The following is a 14,808-nucleotide window of genomic DNA, read 5'->3' as shown; positions in this document are numbered from 1 at the left end:
GCGCGACGGCGCTTCGGCGCCAGTCCGCGCAGCGCCACGGAAATCTCATGGCTAATTATCATCTCGACATCTTTGGGCAGGTCGCACGCAACCGTCTGCGGCGCGACGCAGCGTTGAACCTTCTGCGCCAGTACCGGCGTTCGGGTTGCATCGGCGGAACGGGAGAGGTTCACTGGTTGCACTCGCAACCACCGGACGCGGCAGGCCGCGAGAACGGCGGCGTACGCGCGGTGCTGTATTGCGGGTTGACCGGGCGCGAGTTTTTTCTCGCGGATCATTGCGTCGACGGGGTGCATGTGCTGCCCGCCGCCGCCTATTTCGAGTTCGTGCGCGCGGCGGTCCGACAGGCGGGCTTGGCCCATTCCGACCGTTTCGTGATGAAGCAAGTCAGTCTCGAACGGCCGCTCATGCTCGACCGTGACGGCGACGCCGACGATTGCCGTCTGCTCGTCGTGGAACTGCTGGCGGATGCGCGCGGCCGGATCGATTTCACGCTGGCATCGACGGCGTGCACGCTCGCCGAAATCACGCCGCGCCTCGACGCGACCCCGCACGCGGCGCTGGCCGCCGATGAGAAATTGGTCGTCCACTGTCGCGGCGTCTACCTGTCCGCGCCGGAGTCCGAGCCGGTCGCCGTCGGCGACGTGACGCACGAGATTGCGTCCAGCACGACCGTCTTCGACGCCGAACAAGTCTATCGCTTCCTGGCGGCGCGCGGTTTCGAATACGGTCCGCGGCAGCGCGCGCTGCAACGCGCCACGCTGCATTCGCCGGAATGCCTGTACGCGGATCTCGCGCTGCCGGTTCCGCTTGTGTCGAGTCTGCCGACCATGATGTTGCATCCGAGTCTGCTCGACGGCGCGTTACAGGCCGCCGCCGGCTTCTATCTGGCCGATGCGGCCGATATCGAGCCGGGGCTGCCGTTCGCCATCGACGAGATCGCCGTATGGAGGGTTGGCGAGCCGAGCATGCGGGCGCGCGTGACGCGCCGCACGACAGAGGTCGGTGCGGTCACGCGCCTCGACATTGAGTTATACGATGCGGACGGGCGGCTCTGCGCGGCCTTGAAGGGGCTGACTTCTCGCGTCGGGCGCATTCGAGCCCGGCACGGCAGCGGGTTGCTGCTTGCGCGTCCCGAGTGGCGTGCCGAGCCATTCGTGGTCGGAGCGCGAGCCGCACGGCAACCGGCGCCGTGCCGGATTTTGCTGGTCGGTGATCTTGGCAAGGTCGGCGAGGTCGATGCGCTCGCCGCGTCGCTACGGACACGCTGGCCCGCCGAGCTGGCGGGTCCGGAGATCGTCCGCATCGCGTTTGATCCGGTCTCGGCGCAAGACGACCCGATCGAAAGCAGCTTGCGCCTGAAGCACTGCTTGCAGGACTGGTCCGCCATCCCCTGTCGAGAATCCGAACTGTGGCTGGTGGCAATGGACGACGCCTCGCCACTCGCACGCAGCATGCATGCGATGCTGAAATGCATCGCAGCCGAGGATCCTCGCCGTGCCACGCGGCTCGTGTCGTGTACCGCACGCGCCGACGTGAATGAGATCGCGGGCGCGCTCGTCGACGAGGCGCGTGCGGACGACGATGTCGACTGCGTGCGCTACGCGGGCGTCCGTGAGGTGAAGCGCTGGGTTTCAGTCGCCGCCGAGGCAAACGCACCAATGCATGGGTGGCGTGATGGCGGCCGCTATTTGATCAGCGGCGGCACGGGCCATCTTGGCCTTGCATTCGCGCAGGACATCGCCGCGTCGGTTACCGGGGCGTGTATTTTCCTGCTCGGCCGACACGGGCCCGACGCGCTCGATGCGCGGCAGCAGACGCGCCTGCGCGAAATCGCCGCCGCCGGTGCTCGGGTGATGCACTGCCGCGCCGACGTCGCCGACGCCGAGGCGGTGGCCGAGACCATCGCGCGAATCGAGCGTGAGCATGGGCCGTTGCACGGCGTATTGCACGCGGCGGGCGTGGCCGACGACGGCTTGCTCGTGAACAAGACCGACGATACGTGGCGACGCGTGATGCGACCGAAAGTGCTCGGCGCCGCGAACCTCGATCGCGCGACGCGGCACATGCCGCTCGACTGTTTCGTGCTGTTTTCGTCCGGCAGCGCGGTGTTCGGCAACGTCGGACAGAGTGACTACGCGGCGGCGAATGCCTATCTGGCCGGCTACGCGCGATGGCGGCAAGCCGAGGTCGGGATCGGCGCCGCGCATGGTCGCTCGCTCTGTCTCCACTGGCCGCTCTGGGATGGGGGCATGGCTGCCGGGATCGCCGATCCGCAACGCCTGTATCACGCCACGGGCATGCGCCCCATGGACGCCGTGCTCGGCATCGAGGCGTTTCGCCGCGCGCTCGCCACGCCATGCACCGAATTGCTCGTGGCGGCGGGCGATCTCGACCGGCTCAAGCGGTACCTGACCGGCGTCGCCGATACGGATGCCGCCGGGGCCGACGAAGCCGCAGCCCCACCCGCGCCGGATCTGTCGCAAGTCGATTCGGAGGCGTTGCACGGCGCGGCCGTGCGTCTGCTGCGGCGGGTTGTCGGTGGCGTGTTGAAACTCCAGGTCGAGCAGATGCGGGCCGACCAGCCGCTCGATCAATATGGCATCGACTCGGTCGACATGATGAAGGCGACGCGCGAACTCGAAGAGACGTTCGGAACGTTGCCGAAGACCCTGTTCTTCCAGTATCCATCCATTAACGAGCTGGCCGGGCATTTCGCCGAGCACCACGCCGAGGCGCTGGCCGCGACAGGGACGCCCGTCGCGCCTGCATCGGGCCCGCGCGCGACGCAGGTCCCCATGACGCAGCCGATCTCCCATCCGGCGGAGATGCCGCGCCCGACGCCAGGCGTCGTCGACGCGTCCTGCGTGTCGGGCGATGCCGCGCGCGCGGATATCGCGATCATCGGGCTGTCCGGCCGCTATCCGCAAGCGGCCGATGTCGTCGAGTTCTGGGACAATCTCGCGGAAGGCGTCGACGCGATTCGCGAGATTCCACCGGAACGCTGGGACTGGCGCTCGTTTTATCGCGAAGACGGCAGCCGTCGCCCGGGCACGCACGCGAGCCGGTGGGGCGGCTTCATCGACGGCGTCGACGAATTTGATCCGCTTTTCTTCAGCATTTCGCCGAGCGAGGCGGAAATCATGGACCCGCAAGAACGCCTGTTCTTGCAGCATGCGTGGGCCGCGCTGGAAGATGCCGGTTATTCGCGTGGCCGCCTCGCGCGTGCGCGACGCGAGCGCGAGGCGGCGGGCGACGAGGCCCGCATGGACGAGATCGGGGTCTACGTCGGCGTGATGTACAGCGAATACCTCCAGTGTGCCGACAACGATCCGGAACGGCTTGTGGGCAGCAGCTACGCGAGTATCGCCAATCGCGTGTCCTATGCGCTCGATCTGCGCGGCCCGAGTCTCGCGATCGACACGATGTGCTCCAGCTCGCTGACCTGCCTGCATCTGGCTTGCCGCGAGCTGGCCTCGGGCGGCATCGGCATGGCGCTCGTCGGCGGTGTCAACCTTAACCTGCATCCGAACAAATATCATCTGCTGAGCCAGGGTCGCTTCGTGTCGCCGCGAGGCCGCTGTCACAGCTTCGGCGCGGATGGCGACGGTTACGTGCCGTCGGAGGGCGTCGGCGTGGTGTGTGTGAAGCGGCTCGCCGACGCGGAGCGCGATGGCGATCCGATCTACGCAGTGATCCGCGGCAGCGCGATCAATCATGGCGGCAAGAGCCAAGGTTATAGCGTGCCGCAGCCGCGACGTCAGCAGGACGTGATTCGCCAGGCGCTGACGCAAGCACAAGTCAACGCGCGCTCGGTCAGCTACGTCGAGGCGCATGGGACGGGCACCGCGCTCGGGGATCCGATCGAGATCGCCGGCATCGCCGGCGCGTTCTCACGCGATACGGCCGATACGCAGTTCTGCGCGATCGGCTCCGTCAAGTCGAGCGTGGGCCATTGCGAGGCGGCTGCCGGCATGGCTGCGCTAACCAAGGTGATCGGCCAGATGCGCGCCGGCGAACTGTTCCCGTCACTGCACGCGCAACGGTTGAATCCGAATATCGATTTCGCGGCGAGCCCGTTCGTGGTGGTACGCGATCGGCAGCCATGGAAGGGGGCGACGGGCTCCCGGATCGCAGCCGTTTCATCGTTCGGCGCAGGCGGCTCGAACGCGCATTTCGTGCTGGGCGATTACGCGCGGCCGGCCGATGACGCGATCGATGGCGAGGACGGAGGTATTTGCCTCGTGCCGCTCTCGGCCCGCACGCAGGAGCGATTGGCGGAGCAGGCACGCGCGCTGGCCGCCTATCTGTCCGACTGCGCGCGGCCGGGGGCGGGCGGGCGCCACTGGCGGCATCCGCCCGCCGGGCTCGCGAACATCGCCTATACGTTGCAGACGGGGCGCGAGCCGTGGGAGGCGCGCGTCGCATTCATTGCAACATCGCGCGACGAACTCCTCGCGCTGCTGAACGGCTATCTCGACGGCCGGCCCGATGCGCACAGCGTGTTTTCGGGCACGCGCGCGAACGGTAACCGGCTGCTGCCGCTGTTGGGCATGGATCAGGACAGCCATGCGCTCATCGATACCTGGTTCGCGAAGCGCAAGTATGCGGAACTTCTGACCGTGTGGGTCGAGGGCGTCGATTTCGACTGGGAGCGCTTGTATGCCAGCGACGGTGCAGGCGGGCGCCGACCGCGACGTGTCAATCTGCCGACCTATCCGTTCGCGCGCGAACGCTACTGGCTGCCGACGCCGGACGTCGAGGCGCCGCGTGCCGAGCCGAACCGCAAGGCCATGACGAACCTGACGACGACACCGCGAGTCGGCTACCGTGTGGCAGTGTGGGAGCGCCTGCCGATGGGCGCGGAGGCGTCCCACGCCGTGACCGACGTCTTGCTGTGCGGTTGGGATGCGGCCGAGGCGCAGCGGTTCGCGGCCCACTGGCCGGCGCATCGCTGCCGGATCGTCGGATCCGCTGCGGATACCGATGCCATCGACGGCGCGTTCACGCAGCTCGCGCTGGCGGTCTTCTCGGACCTGCAGGCGCGGCTCGCGACCGCGGCCGGCGCCAACGTACGCGCGCAACTGCTGGTGCCGCCCGGCGACCGCGGCCGGCTTCCGAGCGCGCTGGAGGCGATGCTGCGCAGCCTGATGCTCGAACATCCGACTTTCGCCGGCCAACTCGTGCAATGCGACGATGTGTCTTCGGACGCAGCATTGCGCGAGGCGGCCGGATTGGCCGCGCACCACCCGCGCGCGACGCTGGTCCGCTACCACGAGGGGGCGCTTTCGCAGCGCGTGTGGCGCGAGGCGGACGGCGACGAGCCCGGCGAGTCGCCGTGGCGCGAAGGGGGCGTCTACCTGATCACGGGCGGCGGTGGCGCGCTGGGCACCCTCCTGGCGCGGCAACTCGCGGGCGAACTGTCGTCCGCGACCCTGATCCTGACAGGCCGTCGCGCAGCCTCCGAGCTGACAGGCGCGCCGGTCGGCAGTTTGCTCGACACGCTGCGCGCGCAAGGCATTGCGATCGAATATCGTGCGGCCGACATCGCCGATCTCGCGGCCTGTGAGCAGCTCGTGGCCGACATCGTGCGCGAGCACGGGGCATTGAACGGCGTGTTCCATGCCGCCGGGGTGAGCCGAGATGGCGCCGCGTTGCGCAAGACGGCGCAGACCTTCCGCGAAGTGCTTGCGCCAAAGGTGGCGGGCACCGTGAATCTCGACTGCGCGACGCGCCATCTGCCACTCGATTTCCTTGTGCTGTACTCGTCGCTTTCGGGAGCGATGGGCAACGCGGGGCAGTGCGACTATGCAACGGCCAACGCTTTCCTGGACCGCTACGCCGCTCACCGCGCGGTACTTGCCGCGACGGGCGCGTGTCACGGCCGCACCGTATCGATCGGCTGGCCCTGGTGGGAAGGCGAGGGCATGGCTCCGGACGCGCATGCGGCGCGCGTGCTGCGTGAGACGGGCATGCTGCCGCTCGGCGCCGACGATGGCATGCGCGCGTTGAAACGCGTACTCGTGCATGGAGGCGAACACGTGCTCGTCGTCCATGGCGACGCCGCACGCATGCGCGCGGCCGCCGAGCAAGCGGAGGCCGCCGATGGTCCGACGGCCTCCGCGTCTGCCGGGCGTGGTTCGCGGAGTACGGCGCGCGACCGCGTCGGCCTCGACGAGCGCGTGACCGACCGGCTGCGCGAACTGCTTGGCCGGCTCTGCAAGCTGTCGCCGCAGCGCATCGATCCCCATGTCCGACTCGAGCAATACGGTATCGATTCGGTTCGCATCGTCCATTTTCAGCAGGCGCTCGGCGAGCCCTATCCGGGCATCAGCAGCGCGATGCTCTACGAGCACACGACAATCGCGAGCTTGGCTGCGCATCTGGTCGCGGCGTATCCGTCCCAAAGCCGCGCGTGGGCTGGCGAGCCCGAAGACCCGGCCGCGTCGCCGGTCGAGACGGCGCTCGATGGATACGGCAGCGACGCAGCGCAGGCATTGGCGCCCAACGTCAACGCGAGCACGATCGGCGACGACGCAGCGGGCCCGGACGACGAGGATCACATCGCGATCATTGGCATCGCGGGCCGCTATCCGAAGGCTGCGAACCTTGCCGAATACTGGCGCAATCTCGCGGGCGGCGTCGATTGTATCGGCGAGATTCCGCCCGAACGCTGGTCGCTCGAAGGTTTCTACGTCGCTGACAAGGACGAGGCGTCCCGCACCGGATGCAGCTATAGCAAATGGGGGGGATTCCTCGACGGTTTCGCGAACTTCGATCCGCAGTTCTTTTCGATCGCGCCGCGCGACGCGTATCTGATGGACCCGCAGGAACGCCTGTTCCTGGAATGCGCCTGGGAGGCGCTCGAGGATGCCGGCTACAGTCGCGAGATGCTCGTCGAGCGTCATCGCGCGCGCGCGGGCGTGTTCGTTGGCGCGACCAAAACAGGCTATGAGCTGTACGGACCGGAGTTCTGGCGTCAGGATAAGGTGTTCCTGCCGCGCACCTCGTTCGGCTCGATCGCGAACCGCGTCTCGTACTGCCTCGATCTGATGGGGCCGAGCCTCGCGATCGACACGATGTGCTCGAGTTCGCTCGTCGCAATCCACGAGGCTTGCGAACGGCTGCGTCGCGGCGACTGCGACATCGCGATCGCGGGCGGCGTCAACCTGTACTTGCATCCGGCCAACTATGTGGCGCTTTGTTCGGGCCACATGTTGTCGGCCGAAGGACGTTGCCGCAGTTTCGGCGCGGGCGCGGACGGCTTCGTACCCGGCGAGGGCGTGGGCGCCGTGATCCTCAAGCCGCTTGGTCAGGCGCGGCGCGACGGCGATGCGATCCATGCAGTCATCCGGGCGAGCGGCATCAACCATTCGGGCAAGACGCATGGCTACATGGTGCCGAGCCCCGCGTCGCAGCAAGCACTGATTCGCGACACGCTGGCGCGGGCGCGCTGCGATGCCGCATCGATCGGCTATCTGGAAGCGCATGGCACCGGGACCACACTGGGCGACCCGATAGAATTTCGTGGTCTCGTGCAGGCATTCGGCGGCGCACGCGCCGCCGGCGTGCACTGCGCGCTCGGATCCGTGAAGTCGAACATCGGGCATCTCGAGGCGGCGGCCGGCATGGCGGCGTTGACGAAGGTCGTCCTGCAGTTGCGTCACCGTAAGCTCGTGCCGACGCTGCACGCAGATTCGCTCAATCCGGAAATCGCGCTCGACGGCAGCGGCTTTTATTTGTCGGATACATTGCGAAACTGGATGCCGCAGCCGGGCTCGGATGCACAGCTGCGGGCGGGTATCTCGTCGTTCGGCGCGGGCGGCGTGAACGCGCATTTGATCGTCGAGCAGTATCGCGATGGCGACGAAGGCCCCGATCGCGGCGCTACACGACTGGATACAGCCACAGTCGAGGAGCCCGCCGTGTTCGTGCTGTCTGCCCGCAACACCGGGCGGCTCGATGCCTATCTGGATCGGGTGATCGCCTTCCTTGCGAACGGCGGCGGTCCGCTCGCGGATCTGTGCCGGATGATGCAAACAGGGCGCAGCGCCATGGCGGAGCGGTGCGCCGTCGTATGCCGGTCAACGGCGGAACTGCTCGATATCCTGCGCATGCACCGGCGCGGCGAGCGGGTCGAGGGCTTCCATCGCGCCCGTATCGACGGCACAGGCGTTGCCGCCGAGGCGCCCGCATTGGACGATCTGGACGCCTGCGCGCGCGCCTGGGTGTCCGGCGTCGACATCGACTGGCGCTCGCGACGGGCCGCGCGCCGAGCGCGGCAGGCACGCGCGATTGCGTTGCCGACTTACCCATTCCAGCCACGGCGATTCTGGCTCGATACGCTCGCGCCTGCGCTGGCGCTTGAGGTTGATTCGGAAGGCACGCCGGGCGGCGCGGGCGTGCCGATCATGAACGGCGGGGGGCCCACCGACGCCATCATGGGCAAAGCGCCGGCCCACCGGGTCGAGGTGGCCAGCGAGGCAGGCGATGCCACTTCCGTGCTTCCGCGCGCATCGCACGCGCCCACGCCGTCAGAAGGGACCAGCGCCGGCACGATCCGGCTGCCCGCGCCGAGCCGCTTCGTTGCGTCGAGCGAGGCGGCGTCGACCATGCCGATCACGCTCGCATCACCGTCCGAAGTCGTGCGAGCGCGGTCGGCGACGATGCCTGTCCCGTTCGACACGGGGGCCGTTGACGAGGCGCTTGTCGCGCGGTGCGATGACGTGCATCCCTCGCTGCACCACGTGGATCTGCCGGTCGGGCTCGATGCGGCGGATCTCGTGGCGCGGCTGACCGCGCTGTTCGAGCGTCCGACGTGGGGCGAGCCGTGCGATGCGGTGTTGCTGCACAGCCCCCGGGACGGATTGCGTCTCTCTCTCGTCGGTGTCCCGGATGACGCGCTTGCGCGGCTGGTCGACGCGATCGGGCAAGCGCCGTCCGTGGTGCTGGCCGCGCTCCATGGCGACGCGATCGATCTTGGTTGGGTGATCGGCGCCGCCTGCGATCTGATGATCGTTAACGCGGAGAGCCGCTACGGTTGCCCCTCGACATCGTCCGTCGTGGCCCGTGACCTGTTGCGCGCCCGCTTCGGTGCGCGGCCTGGCTCCGCCGCGATGTTGTCGGGCGAAGCGCGCACCGGCGCGGCGTGGCGGGCTACGAACCTCGGTCTGCATGCGGTGCCCGCGCTCGCCGTCGGCGAGCGGGCACGCGCGGCGATGGAGACGATCGTCACCGAAGGCGGCCGCGCGGCCGGTTTGCTGAAGGCGCACTGGCGCGGCACGTTCTTCGCCGAGGCGAACACGCTCGGCGCGCCGTCGTCATGGCCGGTGCTCGCGGAACCCGAACGCGAGCCGGCGCGCGCGGCGGCCGCGGCGGCGGCCGGTTCCGAGCGGCCGGTGCCGCTGCCGCACACCTGTATCGAGCTGACGCTCGACGATCTCGGCGTCGCGGTCGCGCGCATGTGTGACCCGGACACCAAGAATGCCTTCACGCCGGCGTTCGTCGCCGCGATGGAAGCCGTGATGACCTGGGCCGGCGAGACACCCGCATGCAAGGTGCTGATTCTGACCGGCTACGGTCACTACTTTGCGACGGGCGGCACCCGGCAAGGCATGCAGGCGATTCAGCAGGGCAACGCGACATTCACCGATGCGCGCCTGTACGAGCTGCCGCTGGCCTGCCCTGTGCCGGTGATCGCGGCGATGCAGGGACATGCGATTGGCGCCGGTTGGTCGATGGGGATGGTGTGCGATGCGGTGCTGTTTGCCGAGGAGAGCGTCTATCACAGCCCGTACTTGTCATATGGCTTCACGCCCGGCGCGGGCTCCACGCTCGTGTTTCCAATGCGGCTCGGTCTCGATTTGGGCCGAGAAATCCTGTTCGGGGCACAACCCTACAAGGGACGGGCGTTGCGTGAACGGTTGCCCGGCCTGTCGGTCGTGCCGCGCGGCGAGGTGCTCGCTCAAGCGCGCCGGTTGGCCGCGCAGTGGGCCATGCGACGGACACGCGACGCGCTGATACGCGACAAGGGGCGTCGTCTCGCGGCACTCGCCCAGGCATTGCCCGCGATGATTCGCAAGGAACTCGACATGCACGAACTGACGTTTCGTCACAATCCCGACGTAGCGCGGTTGATCGACCGTGCGTACGGCTTCGCTTCCACCGCGGATGCGGATACCGATGCCGGCTCGCGGTGTGCTCCCGGGCAGGATCTGATAACCCTGTTGAAATCGACGCTGGCCACGGAAATTCAGATGTCTTCCGACGAGCTCGACGATCAAGCGAGTTTTGTCGATCTCGGCCTCGATTCGGTCACTGCCGTGACCTGGACCCGCACGCTCGGCCGCGCATTGCGGGTTGAACTGACGCCCGCGCACGTATATCAGTATCCGAGCATCGCGAAGCTGCTCGCGTATTTGCGCGAGGCCACGGCCGGCTCCGCGTCGGAGGTCGCGCCGGTCACGGCGCAGGTGCAGCCCCAACCCGCGACGGTCGGCGCGATTGCCGAAGTCGTCAGGTGCACGCTCGCGGCCGAACTTCAGCTCGACGAACAGGCGATCGACGCACAGGCGAGCTTCGTCGATCTCGGACTCGACTCCGTGACCGCGGTGATCTGGGCGCGCAAGCTGCATGAGCAGCTGTCCGTCGCACTGTCGCCGACGCAGCTATACCAGTATCCCAACCTGGCCGCGCTATGCGCGTATCTCGGCGGCGAAAATACCGCAAACGCCGCGGAAAAGACGGGCGAGGGCGTCGCGCCGACGCACACCGGCTTGAGCGTATCGGTGCGCGCGATGGCGGACGGTCGCGCACCGGTTCGACTGCCGCGCGTTGACGAGGAACGGCCGACGGCACCGGTCGATCGGGACAGCGTCGCGCATAGCCTCGCACACGAACTTCAGCTCGACGTGACGGAGATCGATCCTCGGACGAGCTTCGTCGACATGGGGCTCGATTCGGTGACGGCAATCACCTGGTCGAAAGCACTGACGGTGGCGCATGGCGTCGAGGTCCGCCCGACTGACCTGTACCGGTATCCCACCCTCGACGCGCTCGTGGTTCATCTGTCGCGCGCGCCCCGAATCGCGCCCGTGCGGGCGGCAACGTCCGCCTCGATGACCGAGGGTCCGGCCGGGTCGCCTGTCACGCGCGGCCAGCGCGGTCCTGCGGCGGCGCCGCCCCCCATGCCGGCCGCGCCGCTTCGCGACGCATCGCGCGAACGTGTCGACATCGCGATCATCGGGATGGCCGGCCGCTTCCCGGGCGCGGCTGATCTCGACGCATTCTGGCGCAACCTCGTAGAGGGACGCGACAGCATCGTCGAGGTGCCGCCGCACCGCTGGTCGCTCGATCGCTATTACGATCCCAATCCACAGTCAAAGGGCAAGACCTATAGCCGCTGGATCGGCCTGCTCGACGATGCCGACGCGTTCGATGCCGAGTTCTTCGGTATTTCGCCGCGCGAGGCGGAGCATATGGATCCGCAGCAGCGCGTGTTCATGGAGAACTGCTGGCACGCGATTGAACACGCGGGCTACAACCCGTTCAATCTCGCGACACGGCGCACGGGTCTGTTCGTCGGTTGCGCGACCGGCGACTACGCCGATCTCGGCCAACGCGATGAGGCCAACGCACAATCGTTCATGGGAGGGGCGAGTTCGATCCTGTCGGCGCGCATGCCGTATTTCCTCAATCTCGACGGTCCATGCCTCGCCATCGACACCGCGTGTTCGTCGGCGCTCGTCGCGGTCAACGAGGCCTGCAACAGCCTGTTGCTCGGCAACTGCGACTTCGCGATCGCCGGCGGCGTGTGCGTGATGGCCGGTCCGACCCTGCACATCCTGTCGAGCAAGGCCGGCATGCTATCGCCGACCGGCCGCTGCCGCACCTTCGACGAGGCAGCTGACGGCTTCGTCCCGGGCGAGGGCGTCGGGACCGTACTGTTGCGCCGGCTCGACGACGCGCTCGCCGCCGGCGATACGATCCACGGCGTGATTCGAGGCTGGGGCATCAACCAGGACGGCCGCACGAACGGCATCACCGCGCCGAATCCGGATGCGCAACGGCGGCTCGCGACCGGGATCTACCGACGCTTCGGCATCGATCCGAAGCGGATCACGTTGGCCGAGGCGCACGGCACGGGCACTCGGCTCGGCGACCCGATCGAGGTGCGCGCGTTGACCGACGCGTTTCACGAGTTCGACGTCGGCAACGCCTACTGCGCGATCGGTTCGGTCAAGAGCAACGTCGGACACCTGGCGCTCGCGGCGGGAATCGCGGGACTCCTCAAGGTGGTTCTGAGTCTGCGGCACAGAACGATCCCGCCGACGCTCCATTGCGACACGGTCAACGAGCATATCGACTTCGCGCGTTCGCCGTTCCATGTGCCGCGCGTCGCGCAGGCCTGGTCCGCAGCCGACGGGGAACCCCGGATGGCTTGCGTCAGCTCGTTCGGCTTCAGCGGGACCAACGCCCACCTGGTCGTCGAAGAAGCGCATGCGGTTGCGCCGCCTGCGATCGGCGACCAATCCGCACGCGAGCATCTCGTCGTCTTGTCGGCCCGGCGGCCCGAGTCGCTACGGGCCGCCGCGAAGCGACTGCGCGACGCGCTTGCGGCGCAAGACGCCGCCGGTTCGGCTCCCCGCCTGATCGACGTTGCCTACACGCTTCATACCGGGCGCGCCACATTCCGGCATCGTCTCGCGATTGTCGCGTCGTCGCTTGACGGCCTGATCGAGCGGCTGGATGGCTGGCTCGCGAGCGGCCCCGATGATCAGGCAGGCGTCCACGACGGCACGGCGCCGACATCTCACTCGGCCGAACACTCGGCGCGCGTCGCTCAGGCGCTGGCCGACGGCGATCCGCGCGCGGCGGCGGCGCTCTGGGTCGTGGGTGGCGAGGCGGGTGGCGAGACGCGCGCATTCGATGGACTGTCGCCACGCCGGATCGCGTTGCCGGGCTACGTGTTCGTGACGTCGCGTTACTGGGTCGGCGGCGCACCGCTTGCGGCCGGCGCGCCGCGCCCGGCCGCATCAGAATCGCAGGCGACATCGATCGCACGCGGCTCGGGCAAGCGAATCGCCGTGGTCGGCGCTGGTCCCGCGGGGCTGGTGATGGCGAAATCGCTGCTCGAGGAGGGACATCGGCCGGACGTATTCGAAAGGCAGGCCGATCTCGGTGGCGTCTGGCTGTTGCGTGCCGAGAACAAGCGCGCGGGAGCCTACCGCAAGACGCGCTTTCAGACGTCGAAGTACACGAGCGCGTTCTCCGATTTCGATGGAGCGCCGATCGACGCGCACTTCCACGGCGTCGCCGACATTCATCGCTATCTACGCGATTACGCCGAGCGCTTCGGTGTAACGGCGCGTATCCGTTATCGCACCGAGGTCAGCCGGATCGAACCGCACGGAGATCAATGGCACGTCACCACGGTGTGCGACGGCGCATCGCGGACCGATGTCTACGACGGCGTTGCGCTGTGCCAGGGGCTCTACTGGAAGCCGTGGCGCCCTGAGTTCGCCGGCCTCGATACATTCCGCGGCACGATCCTGCATTCGGCCGAATATGTCGACGAGGCTTGCCTTAAGGGTAAGCGCGTGCTCGTCGTCGGCAACGGGATCAGCGGCATGGACATCGCCGAGGAGGCCACGCAGAGCGCGAGCCAGGTGTTCTGGGTCATGCGCCGGCCGAAATTCATCATGCCGCGCATGACGGGTTTCGTGCCGAACGATTTCCAGTCGCCTGCGAACCTGCTCGCCAACGTCGATCCGGCTCAGATCATGGAGCGCGTGCGCCATTCGATGCCCGAGTATTTCCGACGGTACCAGGAAAGCGGCCTGCTGCCCGACGCCGACGACTTCCGTCGGCAGCCGGTCGTGCAGATCAACGACGGCATCGTTGCGCTCGTCGCGAGCGGTCGTGTCGAGGCGGTGATCGACGAGATCGAGGCGTTCGACACGCACGGCTGCCGGTTCCGGAGCGGGCGCCGCATCGAGGTCGACGCCGTCGTGTTCTGCACCGGCTACCAGATCGACGAACGGTTCGATTACCTGCCGGGTGTATCAATGCGCGCCGACTTCGCGATGGGGATCTTCCACCGCGAACGACCGAGTCTCGTCTCGACATCGTGCCCGCTGCCGGTCGCGTATTCCGGCACGTTCTTCTTTCCAGAAATGGTGGCGCGTTGGTATGCGCGCGTGATGTCGGGCCGTTCGGAACTGGCCGCCAGCGAACTCGACTACCGCCTCGACCCGCGCCACGCCGCGATCAACGGACCGATCGCCAACGTGGTGTTTGGGCTGCGGCTCGGCTTGCTGCCCGATCCGGCGCGCGAATTCCGGGCGTTCTGGCAGCTTTTGAATCTGCCTCCGTTCCCGCCGATCTACCGGCTGCGCGGCGAGCATTCGGATCCCGACGCGCCCGCGCGCCTGCAGGCGCTGAACCGCCGCAACCTGACGAGTGGCAAAGCAGACGCGGCGCTCGACGTGGTCCGCTACCGTCTGCTCGCCGGGCTCGGCGATGCGACGTTGCGCGACTTGCTCGCGCGCGGCGAGATCGATGACAACGATTACCGCAACGCCGGCCGGCACGCGGCCGATGCGATCACGCTCGACTGGAGGCGGCAATACATCCTGCGCGATGACGATGTGGCGCAGGCCCGGAGAGAACCTGCGGCGCGATCGGAGCGCGCGCCGCACCCGGGCAGCCCGGCGTGGAACGACTACCAGACGCTGCTGGCTCGACTGAGGGCCGGGGAACTGGACATGGAAGGCGTGTTGCACGCCTTGACGAAACAGGACGACTGAT

Annotated in this window: 1 protein-coding gene; it reads left to right on the top strand. The window is 67.9% G+C overall.

The genetic code is table 11. The annotated features are described in order from the left end of the window. Positions 1–47 precede the first annotated feature (47 nt). Positions 48–14,807 (top strand): SDR family NAD(P)-dependent oxidoreductase, encoded by a 14,760-nt coding sequence (locus tag Bsp3421_RS01745; RefSeq protein WP_273995516.1) that lies wholly within the window; start codon positions 48–50, stop codon positions 14,805–14,807. The last annotated feature ends 1 nt before the right edge of the window (position 14,808 follow it).

It is taken from the genome of Burkholderia sp. FERM BP-3421, assembly GCF_028657905.1.
In the GTDB taxonomy this organism is placed as follows: domain Bacteria; phylum Pseudomonadota; class Gammaproteobacteria; order Burkholderiales; family Burkholderiaceae; genus Burkholderia.
The sequence above is the reverse complement of the archived record's forward strand: the minus strand, read 5'-3'. Positions and strand labels throughout refer to the sequence as shown.

Coding starts and splice junctions, on each gene's coding strand:
- Bsp3421_RS01745 (WP_273995516.1), top strand. CDS start 48: ATGGCTAATTATCATCTCGACATCTTTGGGCAGGTCGCACGCAACCGT.